A 15,946-nucleotide genomic window follows, 5' to 3' on the forward strand; every position below is an offset into this window, starting at 1 on the left:
CCCCGTCAGGCCCGGAAGGGAGCAGCGGTAGCAGTTGATTCGGGTGCCGGGGTGTGGCTCTTAGAGCTGCCGCCCAACTTGTGAAGCCCTATGAGCTATTTGGCATTAGCACGTAAATGGCGACCACGTACTTTTTCTCAACTGGTTGGCCAGGAACACATTAATAAAGCGCTAATTAATTCGCTTAACCAGCAGCGATTACATCATGCTTATCTTTTTACAGGAACCCGTGGTGTAGGAAAGACAAGCATAGCTCGTCTTTTAGCTAAAGCTCTGAATTGTGAACAAGGAATTGGAGCAGAGCCTTGTTTAAATTGTGAAGCCTGTACCTCTATCGAACAAGGACGCTTTTTAGACCTGATTGAAATTGATGGAGCCTCAAGAACACGTGTCGAAGACACGCGCGAATTACTGGAGAATGTTCAGTACGCCCCCACCCATGGTCGCTTCAAAATTTATTTAATTGATGAAGTCCATATGCTTTCACAGCATAGCTTTAATGCCTTACTAAAAACACTTGAAGAGCCACCAACACATGTAAAATTTTTACTGGCAACAACTGATCCACAGAAATTACCTGTAACTGTACTTTCACGCTGTTTGCAATTTCATCTTAAACATTTGACAGCAGAATTGATTAGTCAACATCTGCACTATATTCTTACAGCGGAGCATTTAAATTTTGAGGCAGCTGCCTTGGAGATTTTGGCTAAAGCTGCTAAAGGTAGTATGCGCGATGCCTTAAGTTTGCTCGATCAAGCCATTGCCTGCTGCAATGGAAATTTAGTAGCCTCCGAAGTAAAAGCAATTTTAGGGTATACCCAACAAGATTATGCAATTCATTTAATAGAGGCTTTGGCAACTGCAAACCCCCAAATAATTTTACAGATTAGCCGACAAATTGCAGCCGAAGGCGGGCATTTTCGCTATGTGTTAGATGAGTTTCTGCACCACCTGCATGATATTACTATTTATCAAAGTATTGGGGATAATGATTTATTGGAAATTAGCTTACAAGTTAAATCATTAGCTAAACAATTTACTCCAGAAGATATCCAACTATTTTATCAAATCGGTATAAAAGGTTCGGAAGAGATGTATTTAGCACCCACTTTGGCAATGGGATTTGAAATGACTATCCTGCGAATGCTAACTTTTAGACCGGCTCCGAAAATCAAACCACCTGCTCTAGCTTTTGAGAGGTCAACTGACAATATGCAGGTTACGAATAATGAAGTGAATAATTTCAACAAAGAATCTTCTGCACCAGATTTGTCTGCCTCCTTGCAGAGTACAGACACCGTTGTAAAACTCTCACCAACAGAATCAGAGTCTGCACGCTTTGAAAAACAAATAGATGCGCCTTCTATAGAAAGTGTTAGCACTACAGAACAACTTGCTACCGGAGAAAATTGGGCGCAAATACTAGGCCAGCTTAAACTTACCGGATTAGCATTTAATGCAGCCGAAAATGCTGAACTCCTTGTTAAAACAGGACGTGAGATAACGTTGCGCGTTGCTAAAGGTCATGAGTCGCTATTCACTCCTGCGATTGTTCATCGCATTGAGCAAGCTCTATCAAATTATTATAGAGAAGCAATTAAAATTGCATTAACCTGTGAAGAAGTGATACATTCATCCCCCGCTCAACAAAAGCAGGTCGTACAACACCAACGTCAACAGGAAGCGGAGCTTTCCTTAGAAGAAGATGCTTTTTTTCAGCAATTAAAACAAGAGTTTTCGGCCGAACTGGTCAAAAATTCTATTGAGTCCATTAAAGATGAATTATAATTAATGAAAGTAATCCTAATGAGAGGTCAACATGGATATTAATCAAAATCTTGGCAACATCATGAAAGAAGCGCAAAAAATGCAACAGCGCATGCAGGAAGCTCAAAAGCAATTAAGTCAATTGGTTGTAAGAGGGGTTTCTGGTGGCGGCATGGTGGAAATTGAAATGAACGGTCGTCATGAAACTCATAAAACTAAAATAAACCCCTCATTAATGGATGATGTTGAGATGTTAGAAGACTTGGTAACAGCAGCATTTAATGATGCAGTTCGTAAGGTGGAGCAAGCTTCAAAACAAAAAATCAGTGAATTGACCGCCGGTCTTAATATTCCTACTGATTTCCTGAAAGATGAGGAGAGGGAATAATTCGAGTGATGGATACGTTGGGTCGTTTGGTGGATGCATTGCGTTGTTTGCCTGGGGTAGGTCCGAAATCAGCTCAGCGAATGGTGTTTCATTTGTTGCAGCATCAACGTCAGCGTGGTTTGCATTTGGCTTCTTGCCTTCAAGAGGCCATGCACACTATTCAACACTGTAAGCGCTGTAAAAACTACACCGAATACGAGTTATGCAAACTTTGTCAAAATCCCGAACGTAATTTAAAAATCCTCTGCGTGGTAGAGACACCTGCAGATGTTACAGCCATCGAACAAAGTAACTCATTTAATGGGAGTTATTATGTATTGATGGGGAAAATTTCGCCGCTTGATGGTATGGGTCCAGAGGACATAGGTCTACCGCAATTACGCACTTTAGTGATTGAAGAAAAAATTACAGAAGTAATTCTTGCTTTAAGTCCTTCTATTGAAGGTCAAACTACAGTTCATTTCATTCATGAGTTACTTAATGATCAACCGGTACAAATAAGTCAGCTCGCGCACGGTATTCCTTCCGGGGGCGAACTGGAGTTTTTGGATGGCAGTACTATAAGCAATGCATTGCGAAATCGAGCTATTGTGAATATATAAGATGCAAAAGATTTATCGATTACTACAAGGTTGTAGTTTTTTTATTCTATTTTTGATTAATGCCAGTGTATTTGCTTCATTTAATAAAAGTCTTTGGCCTATCTGGGAAACCAATAATCCTTTATCCGAGAAAACCATCTCACATGCCGAATGGCAGCAATTTTTAAATAAACGCGTGGTTACTAATGAGGAAGGAATTAACCTGGTCGATTATCCAAATCTTACTGATACTGATTATGATCTATTGAAACGTTATCTCACCAGGATGAGTAAAATTGATATAGATGCCTATAATCGGGACGAGCAACTGGCTTTTTGGCTAAATCTTTATAATGCACTTACAGTACAAATCGTTGCTGATTATTACCCGGTAGGAAGTATTGAAGAAATTAATATTTCACCAGGATTATTTAGTATCGGTCCTTGGGGCGCCAAACTTATTACTATCAATGGGACTCCCTTATCACTTGATGAAATCAACAATCGAATTATTAGACCCATTTGGAATGATCCACGTACGCATTACGCCATAAACAATGGCTCCATTGGGGCTGCCAATTTACGTAAAAAAACTTATCATGGCTCAACCATTGAAGCCGACTTAAATGAAGCAGCCTCTGAATATATTAATTCTCTGCGCGGGGCGCAAGTCATTGAAGGTGAGCTTATTGTCTCTAAAATTTATGAATGGTATAACGAAGATTTTGGTGGCTCTAAAGCAGATATTATTACTCACTTAAAACAGTTTGCTAAAGAGCCATTACGCAGTCAATTGAAACATATTAATACTATTGATGGTTATGTCTATAATTGGCATTTAAATAGTACCATCGCACCCAAACCGTGAATAAAAAATTTTTTCCCCATTATTTTACCAATTTTATTTTGTTCAACGCCCTATTTCTAGGTTTACAGTTTATTGCTGTGCTTAGTCAAAGTGGGGGTTTTCTTAATGCGATTCCACTGCCACTGAATGTTTATTTGCAAATCGCTGCTGCTGCCGTCATTCAAGTACTTCTTTATTTTTTATTAGCCTTGATACAATTATTTTGGCTTTGGGGAATAAAAGATAATTATTTAGCCAAAATCTCCTTGGAGCGCTGGCAACTCATTATTTTTGCGTTTTCTGTTATAACCATCCTTAGTGCCAACTGTTACTTCTTTCCTTTGAGCCTGTTTAGTCGCTTGTTTCTACCTGCTATTCCTATTTTTTTCATTCAAATAGTGATGATAATTTCTCTACTATTTCTTGGATTATTCACTGTTATAGCACTTCTCAAGGCTTACTTTCGCTCTCCGATATTGTTGACCGCGGTATTGGGAATAGTAATTTTAATAAGTTTTTTTAATTTTTTTTATCAGCACGTACCCTTTGCAGATCAACGGCAAACTCAACAACCTAATATTATTCTCATTGGTATTGACTCTCTCAGTGCTGAACGAATTAATAAAGTAAATACACCTAACCTCTATCAATTTATTAATAATAGTGTTTCCTTTAAAGAAGCGATTACACCCCTGGCAAGAACCTACTCTGCCTGGGCTAGTATTCTGACAGGACTATATCCCCTTCATCATAAAGCGCGTTATAACTTAATGCCTTCTCATCTTATTAAAAGTTCCGAAAGTCTAGCCTGGATTTTACAAAAAAAAGGATATACCACCATTTTTGCGACTGACGAACGTCGATTCAGTACCATTGATAAGGATTTTGGTTTTCAGAAGATTGTGGGTCCACGTTTAGGGGTTAATGATATTTTATTAGGTACTTTTTATGACTTTCCCTTAAGTAATTTTCTCATCAACTCCTCGCTTGGTCGCTATCTATTTCCTTATAACTATTTAAATCGTGCCAGCCATTTCTCCTACTATCCCAGCAGTTTTGATGAGGCATTAAATCAAACTCTAAAAAAAACTGCCCCACAAAAACCTCTATTTCTGGCTGTGCATTTTGCGCTTCCACATTGGCCTTATGCCTGGGCTGCCTCATCACCAGCAGAGGTAGGTGATGTCTACAGCGTGCAAGAAAGAGAAGGGCTTTATTTTTCTGCTGTTTATGAAGCGGATAAACAGGTGGGGACTCTTTTAGGAAGACTCAAAGAAGCGGGTTTATTACAAAATGCCATGGTGGTTATTTTAAGTGACCATGGCGAATCATTGTATCAATCCGGTAGCAGAAGAACCTCACTGACCAACTACCAAGGCGAGGGAAAAAGCAGCCTTGCTGATTATTTTAAACGTAAAACATCCACAGAACTTGAAATGAGCGCAGGTCACGGCTCAGACTTACTCAGTCCAATACAATTTCATTGTTTGCTCAGTTTTAATTTTTTTAATCACAATAAATTGGTATTACAACGAAAAATAGTCGATGCAAGAGTGGCTTTAATTGATATTGCACCTACCATATACGCTTATTTAAAATTACCTTTAAAACCACACTTTGATGGCATTTCATTGCTAAATGCTATTCTGAGTAATCAACGCCCTGAAAAACGCATTTTTTTCCTGGAGAGTGGGGAGCTTCCCAATATGATTGTATCTCAAGAACGCGCCAGAACCTTAGGAAGGTTATTGTATGAAGTCAATTCAAATAATAATCAACTGCAATTGAGAGAAGATAAATTACCATTACTGGATGCCTTAAAATTATATGCAATTCTTGATGGTGATTGGCTGGTTGCCTTGTATCCTGATGATTATCGATATATTACAGTTATTTTGCGCTTAAGCAATGATCAATGGACCGATAATTTGAATTCACCATTTGCCCGCTCCTCCCCTGCCAAATCAATGCTCAAACAATTACTACAGTTTTATCAGCAGGAACTGTCCTCCTATCCTAAATCAAAGGTGACTCCCGACCTCCTGGAATAACTGCTCAAGCGTTTTATTTTCTAATAGGACAGGATTCGCATAAAGTGCCATAATACGCCTTATAGCTTCCAAATTACGACGACCAGGTTTTAGCGGTTTGTGGGAATTACTTCTTGAATAAGGTGCCGTAGTAATATGTCGGCTTAGTAGCTCTTGACGAATGGCCTCCATGACACAATCAAGTGCATGATAAACTCCGCTAATTGCCTCTTTTTGTACTTGTGTAGCCAGGGGTAAAGCAGCAATTTTCTGATCTTCTAATACCGCTGCAAGACTTCGCATGAGGTAACAGCTATCTTTATTCGCGAAGTAACCATAAAGATCAAGACATTCTGTTGTTGATAATTGCTGAAATAATGCTTGCATGTAAAGGGAAAACTTCATGTAATTATCGCTGGTGTCACAGTTATGGCCTGACTGCTGCTGTAGTGTCATTACCGTATCAATTAAACGATTAGGGTTAAACCAGAACTTATAAGCTCGAAATAAATTATTTAATTTATTTTTAGCCGCCAAATCATCCGAAAGAATAATATTGGGTAGTCGCCATTCCTTGAGGGCTGCAATAATTAATTGATGATTTTCCTCTTCCATTGCAACGGTAATTCCTTGCGGCAAATCATCACCATGCAGTAAATAATCATGCAACTCACCGAGTCCACGCTGCTTTAAAGACTGCATGATTGTTTGATGCATGGTTTCAATAAATTGATGAAGCATAGTGAGTCTGGCTTTTACCGATAACAATTTTTCAGGGTGCAAAACTTGCTTAAAGAGTTGATGCGGATTGGATTTATAGAAAAAGAGATTATTAATGGTGAATATAATCTCCGGTCGTTTAAACAAAGCTGCTAACTGCAGTATTTCTGTGTCATCCAGTTTGGCTAACAGAGCTAATGCAGCAAGAATATTTTCCCCAGTATCATTGGCAAAAGCTACTGTGGCATGAAGCCACTCTGCACAAGACTGAGATTCAATCAAAATTTTAAGTTGTCCCGTTAATGAGCGTTGGGTGTATTCCAAGGACTGAGGTTGAAGTCCATTTAATTGTTCCTGCAATGATTGATAATAAAACTTTAGTTTTCGGACTAGTTTTATCTCATCTGATAAAGTCATACTTGAGTTAAACTGTTGTTTGAGCGTTTGAATTGTTATATAGCATCGAGAGGGACTATTTTCAGAAAGAGGGTTTGTTACATTGCAATCTTGCGAGGAAGCCGGTTTCAGTAAATTTAATAATTCCTCGTATCTGGAGGCCAGTTCGGAGCAGTACTGTGCCGCATCAGCGATACGCAACCTCGTATTTTTTCCATCTCCCATCGCCTTTTGTAAACGATTTTCAATGTATTTGATGGTATATTTGAGTAAAGCCTTGGCGCGGTAGGAATCATTCACCAGCCAATCTTTTGCAAATCCTTTTGCATCACTCATAGTGACTCCTAACTATCCTTGTAGCTAGAAATGCCTTTATACGCAGAGTATATCCAAGACAGAAATAGAGTACTTCTTATTTCATTTAAGCATGATGTGTTTATTTTTGCCACTTCAGAGATGAAAATCAAATAAAAATGATAAACCATTAGAAAGGAGATGCTAAAAGGCATCTCCTGATAGAATCATAGACCAGTGCTGCTATCGGGTAAAATACGCGTCGTTTTACCATATACCACTAATACTTTTTGTTTAACTTTCAGATTTAGATCTTCCGCTTGCGCTACTGAAACAATTGCGCCACTGTTTAGTTTAATCACATAAACATAGCCATGCCCACCGTCAAGATATTCACTGCCAGGGGCTTTATCACTTCTACCCGTACCCACTTGGCTATGGAATTTAACAGGACGCTTGGAAATAATGACGCCGGAAGCTACTTTTTTTAATTTACCCACTTCGTTAACATCATAATCTCCAGGAGGTACATCTTTAGAGCAAGCGCCCAAAACTAAACATAACGCTACTCCTAAAGCATAAAGTAATTTAGTCATTCTTTTTATCTCCAGGTAAAATTTAAAATTAGGTATCAGGTAAAAATCTGCTCTATTCTACAAATTCAGATTCTTTATTGCCAGTAAAGCGACTGAGATTTTTAAATGCTCTAATGAAAATTACTACAGGATGCAAAATCCCCCCCAGGCAGTGTATAATTTCTAATTTAATGCCACTAGTGGAGGGGAATCGACAAATGCTGCATCGAAAATATTTACTTATTATTGACGATGCCCCTCTAGACGAGCAGCTTGTAGATTATTTTGCTAAATTTGATTTTAACATTATTCAACAGTCTGATTTCTCCCAGCTCGATAAGGGGATTAACCCACCACCTGCTGCATTACTGGTTAACTGGGCATTGATTCAAAAAGATGAAAGTATCATTAGTAAATTGTATCATCGTTATACTGTACCACTATTGGTGATTAGCGACAAAGTTGATGAAGACGTTTGTGTGCACATGTTAGAAAGCGGCGCTGATGATTTTTTAGTAAAACCCATTCACCCCAGGGAGTTACATGCTCGTATTAGCGCTATCTCTCGACGAGTGCAACGCGCTGCTAAAGAGGCAGAACAAGAGAAAGAAGTGTTACTTTTTGCCAATTGGCGTTTATACCCTGCTTCCCGACAAGTGTTTGACAGCAATACCCACAATGAATTACAGCTCAGTGCGGGGGAATATGATTTACTGTTAGCTTTTGTACGTCAACCTCAGCGTGTGTTAGGTCGAGAATTTTTATTACAACTCACTAAAAATAGTGATCTTACACCTTTTGATCGACGTATCGATGTACAAATTAGCAGATTAAGGCAGAAAATTGAGACGGATGCAAAAAAACCAGCACTCATTAAAACCATTCGAAATGGCGGCTACTTGTTTACTGCCAGGGTATTATCTATTAAAGAACAAGGTGAGCCCGTTAATTAACTCGTATTAGCGACGTTGCCTGTTGAAATATTTTAAGCCACTAGGCTTGCTAAAATACTTCAACACGATTAAGTAATTATTTTTTTCTTAACCACTTTTAGCATCCGCACTGTTTTAATAATATTTTCGCTAACTTTTAAAATTTCAATTTGAAAATGGTCAATCTGCAAACAACAGTCAGCCGGTGGAATATACCCTAAATATTCGATAATTAAACCACTTAGCGTTCGCGGACCAATCGCAGGTAACTGCCACCCCAGCAACCGCTTTAATTGGCGCAGTGTCACGCTGGCATCGACAATGACCGACCCATCTTTTTGCTGAATAATATCTTTGCTTAAATTGGCCACATCCGTGGTAAATTCCCCCACTACTTCTTCAAGAATATCTTCCATGGTGACCAAACCTAATAAATCACCATACTCATCCACAACAAAACAACTGCGTTTCTTCATTTTTTGAAAATTTAAAATCTGCAAATTGAGGGGAGTAGCCTCAGGAATAAAATACGGAGCGTCTGCAATTTTAAGTAAATTATCCATATCCAAACGCTCTTCGAGCATCAAATTAAGAATACTTCTTACATGAACTAATCCTACTAAATTATCGATAGTGTCTCTATAAAGAGGCAATCGAGTATGTTGTGCTGTTTCTAATTCCTCAAGTATCTCGTGCCAGGGTTGCTCCAGATCAATACCAACAATATCCGCCTTGGGAATCATAATATCTTCTACCGTAGCTTGCTCTAAATCTAGTAAGCCTAAAACCATACTTTTATGTTCAACCGGTAATAACCCACCCGCTTCATGCACCACAGAACGTAACTCTTCTCCAGATAATGACTCTCGTTGATTTTTTTCTATCGAAATACCAAATAATTTCAAAATTAAATTAGTTATCCAGCTAATAACATGGATGATAGGCGCAAAAAATCCTTGCAATATTTTTAATAAAAGAGAAGCCTTAAAAGCCACTTGTTGGGGATGTAATGCAGCTATTGTTTTGGGAACCAATTCAGAGAAAACTAAAATAACTAAAGTAAGAGAAATAGTCGCAACAAGTACACCTACATCACCATAAAGTCGCTGGCCAATTAGTGTGGCAACCATTGAAGCGACAATATTTGCAAACGTATTACCAATTAAAATTACACTCAACAACCTGTCAGGTCTTGTCAGCATCTGATTGACGCGGATTGCCTGCTTATGATTTTGCTTGACTAAATAACGTAGGCGATAGCGGTTTAATGACATCATTCCAATTTCTGAGCTTGAAAAAAACGCTGAAATGAGAACCAATGCCAATAGTACCAGTGAAAGGGTTGTCAGAGAAAACTGCACAGGTCTTCCTTAGGTGATAAGAAATTTCATCATAGCAAACTGCAATTCGTCCATAAAGAAAGTCTTTTATCATTACTAGAGGCTCTAATATCAAGTAAAACGCATCTCTACAGTAAGGAAAAGCTCAGGATTGGTCTCTTTAATCTTATCCATGACCTCTTCGGCTGCTTTTTCAATACCTGTTTTACCAGGACCTTCTGTGTTATTGGTTACGGTTAAATTTGCATGAGTTTTACTGGGAGCAATGAAACTAAAAAATGCAGGACCCACGGTACTACGCTCCCTTGCTTCAGTTTCCTCGGGTGAAGTTGCTCGAGAACGTTGATCTCTTTCTTTTCGACGAGCAAGAATTGCACGATAACTATCAGTTTCTACAAAAACTGACAGCTTATTGGGCAGATTTATCTCTTTGACCTTATGCAGGGCCAGAATCCCCTCAATCACAACCACTTGCACCTCTTTAGGATCAATAGTTTGCGTTTTTTCTAATCTATCTTTGGCTAGAAAACAATAAGTAGGTCTGTGTATTATTTGACCTTCTGACAACAATTGTAACTGGCTCTCTAATAGCTCCCAATTACAAGCTTCAGGGACATCAAAATTAATCTCAACAATGCCACCTCGTTCTTGCTGGCTTTTATAGTAGTGATCCATAGACAGGATTGCTGCTTTTATTTTAATTTGATGAAGCATTTCAACAACTTTATTCGCAATTTCTGTTTTTCCTGAAGCCGATGCACCCGCAATAAATAAAAATAACATCTATTCATCCCAACTAATTTGAACACGGGGGTGATAATAGGAAAATACTACTCGCTTGTACAGCTAGAAATTGTATTTAATTCTTTTGGAAAGAAAGCCTATTATTTCGTCATAGCTCATACTGAAAATTATTTATTTCTAACCTTTGCCAGTTTTGGCAGTACTGTCTACTATGTTATAGTAATCCTTTTGCACTCGAGTAACTGTCATGTTTGAGAATTTAAGCGAACGCTTAACCCGCGCATTTAAAACTTTAAGTGGTCAAGGACGTCTAACGGAAGAAAATGTTCACGATGCCCTGCGAGAAGTAAGACTTTCTTTGCTTGAAGCCGATGTGGCGTTTCCTGTTGTCAAGGAGTTTATCGATGAAGTTAAACAAAAAGCCTTAGGCCAGGAAGTCGCATCCAATCTGAAGCCAGAGCAAGCCTTTGTCAAAGTGGTGCATGATGAATTGGTTCATATTTTGGGCGATTCACGCGCTGAATTAAATTTTAAAACGCAACCTCCCGCTGTTTTTCTAATGGCTGGTTTGCAAGGTTCAGGTAAAACAACCAGTTCTGCCAAACTGGCGCGCTATTTAAAAGAGAGCGAAAATAAAAAAGTTATGCTGGTCAGCCTGGATGTCTACAGGCCCGCTGCTATTGAGCAGCTTAAGTTACTCGCAGAGCAACTTGACGTCGCATTTTTCCCTGCAGAGTCTCATGAACAACCTTTAGCCATTGCAGCCAAAGCCTTGGAGAGTGCAAAAAAACAATTTATTGACGTCGTCATTTTTGATACCGCCGGTCGCTTGCATATCGATGAAGAAATGATGACGGAAATCAAAGCAATTCATAAAGCAGTCAATCCAGTAGAAACATTATTTGTCGTCGACAGCATGACCGGTCAGGATGCCGCCAATACAGCCAAGGCATTTCATGAAGCCTTAGCCTTAACTGGTGTGATTTTAACCAAGATCGATGGGGATGCGCGTGGTGGTGCCGCGCTCTCCGTTAAATATATTACAGGGCAACCTGTTAAGTTTTTAGGAAGCGGCGAGAAAATTGATGCACTTGAACCCTTCCATCCAGACCGAATTGCCTCACGTATTCTTGGAATGGGGGACATTCTTACTTTAATTGAGGAAGTTGAACGTAAGGCAGACAAGCAAGCCAGTGAAAAATTAGCCAAGAAACTTAAAAAAGGGAAAGGGTTTGACTTGGAAGATTTCAAACAGCAGCTACTACAAATGGATAAAATGGGTGGTATTACTGGAATGGTTAGCAAATTGCCAGGTATAGGGCAGTTACCGCAAAAAGCAATGAGTCAAATTAACGATAAAGCAATGGCCCAAACCATAGCTATAATTAATTCAATGACCCCCAAAGAACGACGCATTCCCAAAATTATTGTAGGTTCTCGTAAAAAGCGTATTGCTCTTGGCTCTGGCACACAAATCCAGGATGTTAATCGTTTATTGAAACAATTTGAGCAAATGCAGAAAATGATGAAGAAATTCACCAAACCAGGTGGCCTGAAGCAAATGATGCGAGGCATGGGTGGTATGGCAGGATTTGCCGGATTGAAAGGTTTATTTCCAGAGGATAAGTAAATAATTTCAAAATGGCTTCCAATGCCGAGTTAATTTTCGTACAATACACGGCATTTTTACGTAAACACTCTTAAAGTAGAGGAAATAATGGTAGTTATACGTTTATCACGAGCTGGCGCAAAGAAGCGTCCTTTTTACAATATGGTTGTTACTGATAGCCGCAAACGCCGCGATGGAAATTACATCGAGCGTATTGGTTACTTTAATCCTGTTGCACGTGGCCAAGAAGTTCGTCTCCATTTGGAAATGGATAAATTAGCTCACTGGCAAAGTGTAGGTGCACAACTTTCTGATCGCGTTCGTGCATTAGTTAAAGAATACAACAAGAAGAACGCTCAAGACGCCAAGTAATAGTGGATAAGGTTACAGAGAGAATTATTGTTGGTCGTTTCGGTCGCCCACATGGGATAAAAGGGTTTATTGCTGTACATTCTTTTACAGACCCTCGCGACAATATTCTTCGTTACACTGATTGGCATGTTTACCTTAACAAGCAGTGGCAACCACTTAAAATATTGCATGTAGAAATGAACGAAAAATTCATTCTCGCGCAAATCGAAGGTTATAGTGAGCGTGAGCAGGTAGCTTCACTGACTAATGCTGATATTGCTGTTAGTCGTGATCAATTACCCGCTTTGGAAGAGGGAGAATACTACTGGCATGAATTAATTAACATGCAGGTAGTTAACCAACAAGGGATATTGCTTGGTACAGTGGTGGAAATTATGCCCACCGGTGCCAATGATGTTTTAGTGATCCAAGGCGAAAAACGATATCTGGTACCTTATTTGCCAGGTCAGTTTATTGCTGATATAAACGCCAGCCAACGTATTATTACTGTTGACTGGGATCCGGAATTTTAATGATGTTACATTTGGGTGTAATAACCCTGATGCCCGAAATGTTTGACGTGTTCAAACATGGCGTTGTTGGACGAGCAATCGAGCAGGGTTTAGCTAAGTTAGACTGCTGGAATCCGCGAGAGTGGGCACCAAGGCCGTACCGGCAAGTCGATGATAAACCTTACGGTGGCGGCCCAGGCATGGTAATGATGTATGAACCCTTGCACAATGCAATTAATCATGCAAAAGCCCATCTGCCTGCCTCTTGCAGAACGATTTATTTAAGTCCGCAAGGTAAAATTATTCAACAATCTGAATTGACTCAGATAGTCAAAAAAAATCAGTCGCTGCTTTTTATAGCAGGACGATATGAAGGAATAGATGAGCGTATCATTACTCATCATGTGGATGAAGAATGGTCGCTAGGCGACTTTGTGTTAAGTGGCGGTGAATTAGCAGCCATGGTATTTATTGATGCGATTATTCGTCTCATACCTGGTAGCCTGGGGCATTTATGCTCAGCTGAGCAAGATTCATTTATGAATGGCCTTCTGGATTGCCCTCACTACACAAGACCAGCAATAATTCATGGTCTTGATGTCCCACCTGTTTTATTAGGGGGTAATCATCGTGATATTGAACGCTGGCGCCGAAAACAAAGTCTTGGTAAAACCTGGCTAAAGCGCCCGGATTTATTAGAAAAAATTGAATTGAGTGATACGGATAAGCAATTGCTTATTGAATTTAAAAAAGAACACGGGACTTCCTGTTGAGGGAATGACCAATTTGAGGAGTGACCATGAGCAACATTATTGATCAATTAAACGCTGAGCAAATGCAAGGTAAAAACATTCCTGATTTCAGCCCAGGTGATACAGTCTTGGTACAGGTAAAAGTAAAAGAAGGTACTCGTGAACGTTTACAAGCTTTTGAGGGTATTGTAATCGCTAAAAGAAATCGTGGTTTAAATTCTGCTTTTACCGTACGTAAAATTTCTCACAGTGTGGGCGTTGAACGTGTCTTCCAGACCTATAGTCCCATTGTCGACAGTATTATCGTTAAGCGTCGCGGTGATGTACGTCGTGCGAAGCTCTATTATTTGCGTGATCTAGCTGGTCGTGCGGCGCGTATCAAAGAAAAATTGACTGCAAAAAAAGAAGACTAATTTAATCAATGCTCATCATCACTGCGTTCAATACACCTGTAGGTTGGCTTGAAGTGGCATATGATGAGCATTATATCCATCACGCAACCTTCACTGAATCCCCGCAATTCAACACCAAAACCAATCAGTTAACCCCCTTGCTTGCAGCAGAACTGGAGACTTATTTTAATAATCCTCACCATCGTTTCCAACTGTCCTTAAAACCGCAAGGTACTTCCTATCAACAGCAAGTATGGAATGCCTTACTGGTAATTCCAGTTGGGCGTACGGTAACCTATGGAGAATTAGCAGCTACTCTTCAATCTAGTCCTCGGGCTATTGGACAGGCTTGCAAAAGCAATCCTATTGCCTTATTTATTCCCTGCCATCGAGTAGTCGGCAAAAATAGCCAGGGTGGTTATATGGGACGCACTGATGCGCTTCGATATAAAATTAGTTTATTGGCACACGAAGCCCTTATTCAGGACGAGAAGGGTGCTCTACAGATTCACTCTCCGCAATAGGCAAAATCGAACTAATTACCTTAACCACAAAAAACTGAAACCTTCCTGCTGAACTATCAAAAAACGAAGAAAAAAAAGATTCTTTATTTTTAACAATTAATTGATCTAAAATTTCTTTTTCCCATAAAGCAGGTTCCATTTTAAGAATTTTTTCAGCAAAACGATTTAATGTTTCAATAACATCCGGAGTAGTAATGGTTTTCTCCATTACAAAACGATGCAATGAATTAATCAAACCCTGTCGTACTGGATAAAATCCCTCTTTATTCTCAGCGCTTGCCAACTTAATGACATACTCTTTAAGCATCGCTTGACACTGCAAAATATAATTTATTTTATTACGCGTGATTTGAGCTTGCTTTTTTAAACTAACAACAGATTTGTCCAATGCCGAGTATTTTTCCATTAATAGATCACTATTTTTTGCCGAATCAAATTCTCCCGGATCGCGTTGCAACCATGCCTTTACACCCTTGGCATCCAGACATTGGCTTGTTCTATAGAAATCAAGTAAATCATTTTCTTTGAAAACCAGGTATTGCATTGCTGCAGTGCAAAACACTGCTGCATTATAACCAATTTGCTCAACAAAGGGGGGTAATTGTTCGTATAGAAGTGTATACAGTAATTCGATATGCGAAAAATCCTCTGAGGAAAGATTATGCTGAACTAATTCAAAAATAGCGAGCTGCAACAATGTATCAGCATCACAATCAGCAACGGAGTAATGACTAATCAGACACTTTATCCATTGAAGCGCCCCTAAATAATCTCCTTGTCTTAACAACTCCAGATACCTTTCCGTAGCTTGCATGGCATCTCCTATGTCCTAAAGAATTTCTTAGCGCCGACGATAATACTTAAAAGAATCAGGCGGAGTGGTTACATGAAAACTTTGAATATAGCCACACTTTTATTCATATTGCCATTAAGTAGTGCTTTTGCAAATTGTGATTTGACGCGTTTTCGTTGGGAATGTGATTTACCGGCTCGAGTCAAACCATCCCCCGCTGCTTATTCCCTGGTTTATTGTGGCAACACTAGGCTTTATATTAGCCAAGCTCAATATGAAATATTAGCGCGTTATCAAAGAGCTAATGTGAATATGGTCTTAAAAGTCAATGGCGAGTATATTGACAGCCCTTGTATACCCGCAGATCGCTTTTTATCTTTTCCGGAATAATTCTAT

Annotated in this window: 18 protein-coding genes and 1 other RNA gene (1 of these 19 running past the window's edge); 14 read left to right on the forward strand and 5 right to left on the reverse strand. The window is 39.3% G+C overall.

What is annotated here, in order from left to right; all coding sequences use genetic code 11:
• The 6 genes from ffs to clem_RS12740 all read left to right on the forward strand — a co-directional run.
• An RNA gene (ffs, locus tag clem_RS12715) (signal recognition particle sRNA small type) lies at nt 1-66 on the forward strand (it extends 31 nt beyond the left edge of the window).
• Between the two features lie 24 nt (nt 67-90).
• Entirely contained in the window at nt 91-1,791 is a 1,701-nt protein-coding gene (gene dnaX / locus clem_RS12720) for a DNA polymerase III subunit gamma/tau (protein ID WP_094091891.1), read from the forward strand.
• A gap of 31 nt (nt 1,792-1,822) precedes the next feature.
• A complete protein-coding gene (locus clem_RS12725; RefSeq protein ID WP_094091892.1) occupies nt 1,823-2,158 on the forward strand; it encodes a YbaB/EbfC family nucleoid-associated protein in 336 nt (111 codons plus the stop codon).
• A gap of 8 nt (nt 2,159-2,166) precedes the next feature.
• Nucleotides 2,167-2,760 (forward strand): recombination mediator RecR, encoded by a 594-nt coding sequence (recR, locus tag clem_RS12730; RefSeq protein ID WP_094091893.1) that lies wholly within the window; start codon nt 2,167-2,169, stop codon nt 2,758-2,760.
• 1 nt (nt 2,761) lies between these two features.
• The gene (locus clem_RS12735) at nt 2,762-3,607 is read left to right on the forward strand and encodes a DUF547 domain-containing protein (protein WP_094091894.1); all 846 of its coding nucleotides are present in this window, start codon (nt 2,762-2,764) and stop codon (nt 3,605-3,607) included.
• Nucleotides 3,604-5,637: a sulfatase-like hydrolase/transferase gene (locus tag clem_RS12740; RefSeq protein WP_094091895.1), complete on the forward strand. Its 2,034-nt coding sequence runs from the start codon at nt 3,604-3,606 to the stop codon at nt 5,635-5,637. The genes clem_RS12735 and clem_RS12740 overlap by 4 nt, the downstream gene beginning before the upstream one ends.
• Here clem_RS12740 and clem_RS12745 read toward each other — a convergent pair.
• The gene (locus tag clem_RS12745) at nt 5,608-7,068 is read right to left on the reverse strand and encodes a hypothetical protein (RefSeq protein WP_094091896.1); all 1,461 of its coding nucleotides are present in this window, start codon (nt 7,066-7,068) and stop codon (nt 5,608-5,610) included. The genes clem_RS12740 and clem_RS12745 overlap by 30 nt on opposite strands.
• A 185-nt stretch (nt 7,069-7,253) precedes the next feature.
• Nucleotides 7,254-7,622, reverse strand: coding sequence for a hypothetical protein (locus tag clem_RS12750; RefSeq protein WP_094091897.1), 369 nt, complete (start codon nt 7,620-7,622; stop codon nt 7,254-7,256).
• 197 nt (nt 7,623-7,819) lie between these two features.
• Here clem_RS12750 and clem_RS12755 point away from each other — a divergent pair, with 197 nt between their 5' ends.
• Entirely contained in the window at nt 7,820-8,554 is a 735-nt protein-coding gene (locus clem_RS12755; protein WP_094091898.1) for a winged helix-turn-helix domain-containing protein, read from the forward strand.
• Nucleotides 8,555-8,622: 68 nt separating this feature from the next.
• Here clem_RS12755 and clem_RS12760 read toward each other — a convergent pair whose 3' ends face one another.
• Both clem_RS12760 and clem_RS12765 read right to left on the reverse strand, forming a co-directional pair.
• Complete coding sequence (locus clem_RS12760) at nt 8,623-9,894, reverse strand: HlyC/CorC family transporter (RefSeq protein ID WP_094091899.1); 1,272 nt, start codon at nt 9,892-9,894, stop codon at nt 8,623-8,625.
• Between the two features lie 90 nt (nt 9,895-9,984).
• Nucleotides 9,985-10,656, reverse strand: coding sequence for a uridine kinase family protein (locus tag clem_RS12765; RefSeq protein ID WP_094091900.1), 672 nt, complete (start codon nt 10,654-10,656; stop codon nt 9,985-9,987).
• A 208-nt stretch (nt 10,657-10,864) separates the two neighbouring features.
• Between clem_RS12765 and ffh the strand changes: the two genes are divergently transcribed.
• From ffh to clem_RS12795, 6 genes are all read left to right on the forward strand, one after another.
• Nucleotides 10,865-12,247 carry a signal recognition particle protein gene (ffh, locus tag clem_RS12770; protein WP_094091901.1) on the forward strand — a complete coding sequence of 461 codons (1,383 nt, stop codon included), beginning with the start codon at nt 10,865-10,867 and terminating at the stop codon, nt 12,245-12,247.
• Between the two features lie 87 nt (nt 12,248-12,334).
• Entirely contained in the window at nt 12,335-12,598 is a 264-nt protein-coding gene (gene rpsP, locus clem_RS12775) for a 30S ribosomal protein S16 (protein WP_094091902.1), read from the forward strand.
• Between the two features lie 2 nt (nt 12,599-12,600).
• Nucleotides 12,601-13,110: a ribosome maturation factor RimM gene (gene rimM / locus clem_RS12780; RefSeq protein ID WP_094091903.1), complete on the forward strand. Its 510-nt coding sequence runs from the start codon at nt 12,601-12,603 to the stop codon at nt 13,108-13,110.
• A complete protein-coding gene (gene trmD / locus clem_RS12785; protein WP_094091904.1) occupies nt 13,110-13,862 on the forward strand; it encodes a tRNA (guanosine(37)-N1)-methyltransferase TrmD in 753 nt (250 codons plus the stop codon). The genes rimM and trmD overlap by 1 nt, the downstream gene beginning before the upstream one ends.
• Before the next feature lie 26 nt (nt 13,863-13,888).
• Entirely contained in the window at nt 13,889-14,254 is a 366-nt protein-coding gene (rplS, locus tag clem_RS12790) for a 50S ribosomal protein L19 (RefSeq protein ID WP_094091905.1), read from the forward strand.
• 8 nt (nt 14,255-14,262) lie between these two features.
• Nucleotides 14,263-14,757 (forward strand): methylated-DNA--[protein]-cysteine S-methyltransferase, encoded by a 495-nt coding sequence (locus clem_RS12795; protein ID WP_094091906.1) that lies wholly within the window; start codon nt 14,263-14,265, stop codon nt 14,755-14,757.
• On the opposite strand, the gene clem_RS12800 is transcribed toward clem_RS12795, so the two are convergent.
• On the reverse strand, nt 14,711-15,571 hold the full coding sequence (locus clem_RS12800) for a helical bundle domain-containing protein (protein WP_094091907.1): 861 nt from the start codon (nt 15,569-15,571) through the stop codon (nt 14,711-14,713). The two genes, clem_RS12795 and clem_RS12800, sit on opposite strands and share 47 nt — an antisense overlap.
• Before the next feature lie 72 nt (nt 15,572-15,643).
• Here clem_RS12800 and clem_RS12805 point away from each other — a divergent pair, with 72 nt between their 5' ends.
• Nucleotides 15,644-15,940: a hypothetical protein gene (locus clem_RS12805; protein WP_094091908.1), complete on the forward strand. Its 297-nt coding sequence runs from the start codon at nt 15,644-15,646 to the stop codon at nt 15,938-15,940.
• Nucleotides 15,941-15,946: the final 6 nt, after the last annotated feature.

Source organism: Legionella clemsonensis, from assembly GCF_002240035.1.
GTDB classification, from domain to species: Bacteria; Pseudomonadota; Gammaproteobacteria; order Legionellales; family Legionellaceae; genus Tatlockia; species Tatlockia clemsonensis.

Coding starts and splice junctions, on each gene's coding strand:
- clem_RS12800 (WP_094091907.1), bottom strand. CDS start 15,571: ATGCAAGCTACGGAAAGGTATCTGGAGTTGTTAAGACAAGGAGATTAT.
- clem_RS12735 (WP_094091894.1), top strand. CDS start 2,762: ATGCAAAAGATTTATCGATTACTACAAGGTTGTAGTTTTTTTATTCTA.
- dnaX (WP_094091891.1), top strand. CDS start 91: ATGAGCTATTTGGCATTAGCACGTAAATGGCGACCACGTACTTTTTCT.
- clem_RS12765 (WP_094091900.1), bottom strand. CDS start 10,656: ATGTTATTTTTATTTATTGCGGGTGCATCGGCTTCAGGAAAAACAGAA.
- clem_RS12795 (WP_094091906.1), top strand. CDS start 14,263: ATGCTCATCATCACTGCGTTCAATACACCTGTAGGTTGGCTTGAAGTG.
- clem_RS12750 (WP_094091897.1), bottom strand. CDS start 7,622: ATGACTAAATTACTTTATGCTTTAGGAGTAGCGTTATGTTTAGTTTTG.
- trmD (WP_094091904.1), top strand. CDS start 13,110: ATGATGTTACATTTGGGTGTAATAACCCTGATGCCCGAAATGTTTGAC.
- ffh (WP_094091901.1), top strand. CDS start 10,865: ATGTTTGAGAATTTAAGCGAACGCTTAACCCGCGCATTTAAAACTTTA.
- clem_RS12805 (WP_094091908.1), top strand. CDS start 15,644: ATGAAAACTTTGAATATAGCCACACTTTTATTCATATTGCCATTAAGT.
- clem_RS12755 (WP_094091898.1), top strand. CDS start 7,820: ATGCTGCATCGAAAATATTTACTTATTATTGACGATGCCCCTCTAGAC.
- recR (WP_094091893.1), top strand. CDS start 2,167: ATGGATACGTTGGGTCGTTTGGTGGATGCATTGCGTTGTTTGCCTGGG.
- rplS (WP_094091905.1), top strand. CDS start 13,889: ATGAGCAACATTATTGATCAATTAAACGCTGAGCAAATGCAAGGTAAA.
- rpsP (WP_094091902.1), top strand. CDS start 12,335: ATGGTAGTTATACGTTTATCACGAGCTGGCGCAAAGAAGCGTCCTTTT.
- clem_RS12745 (WP_094091896.1), bottom strand. CDS start 7,068: ATGAGTGATGCAAAAGGATTTGCAAAAGATTGGCTGGTGAATGATTCC.
- clem_RS12725 (WP_094091892.1), top strand. CDS start 1,823: ATGGATATTAATCAAAATCTTGGCAACATCATGAAAGAAGCGCAAAAA.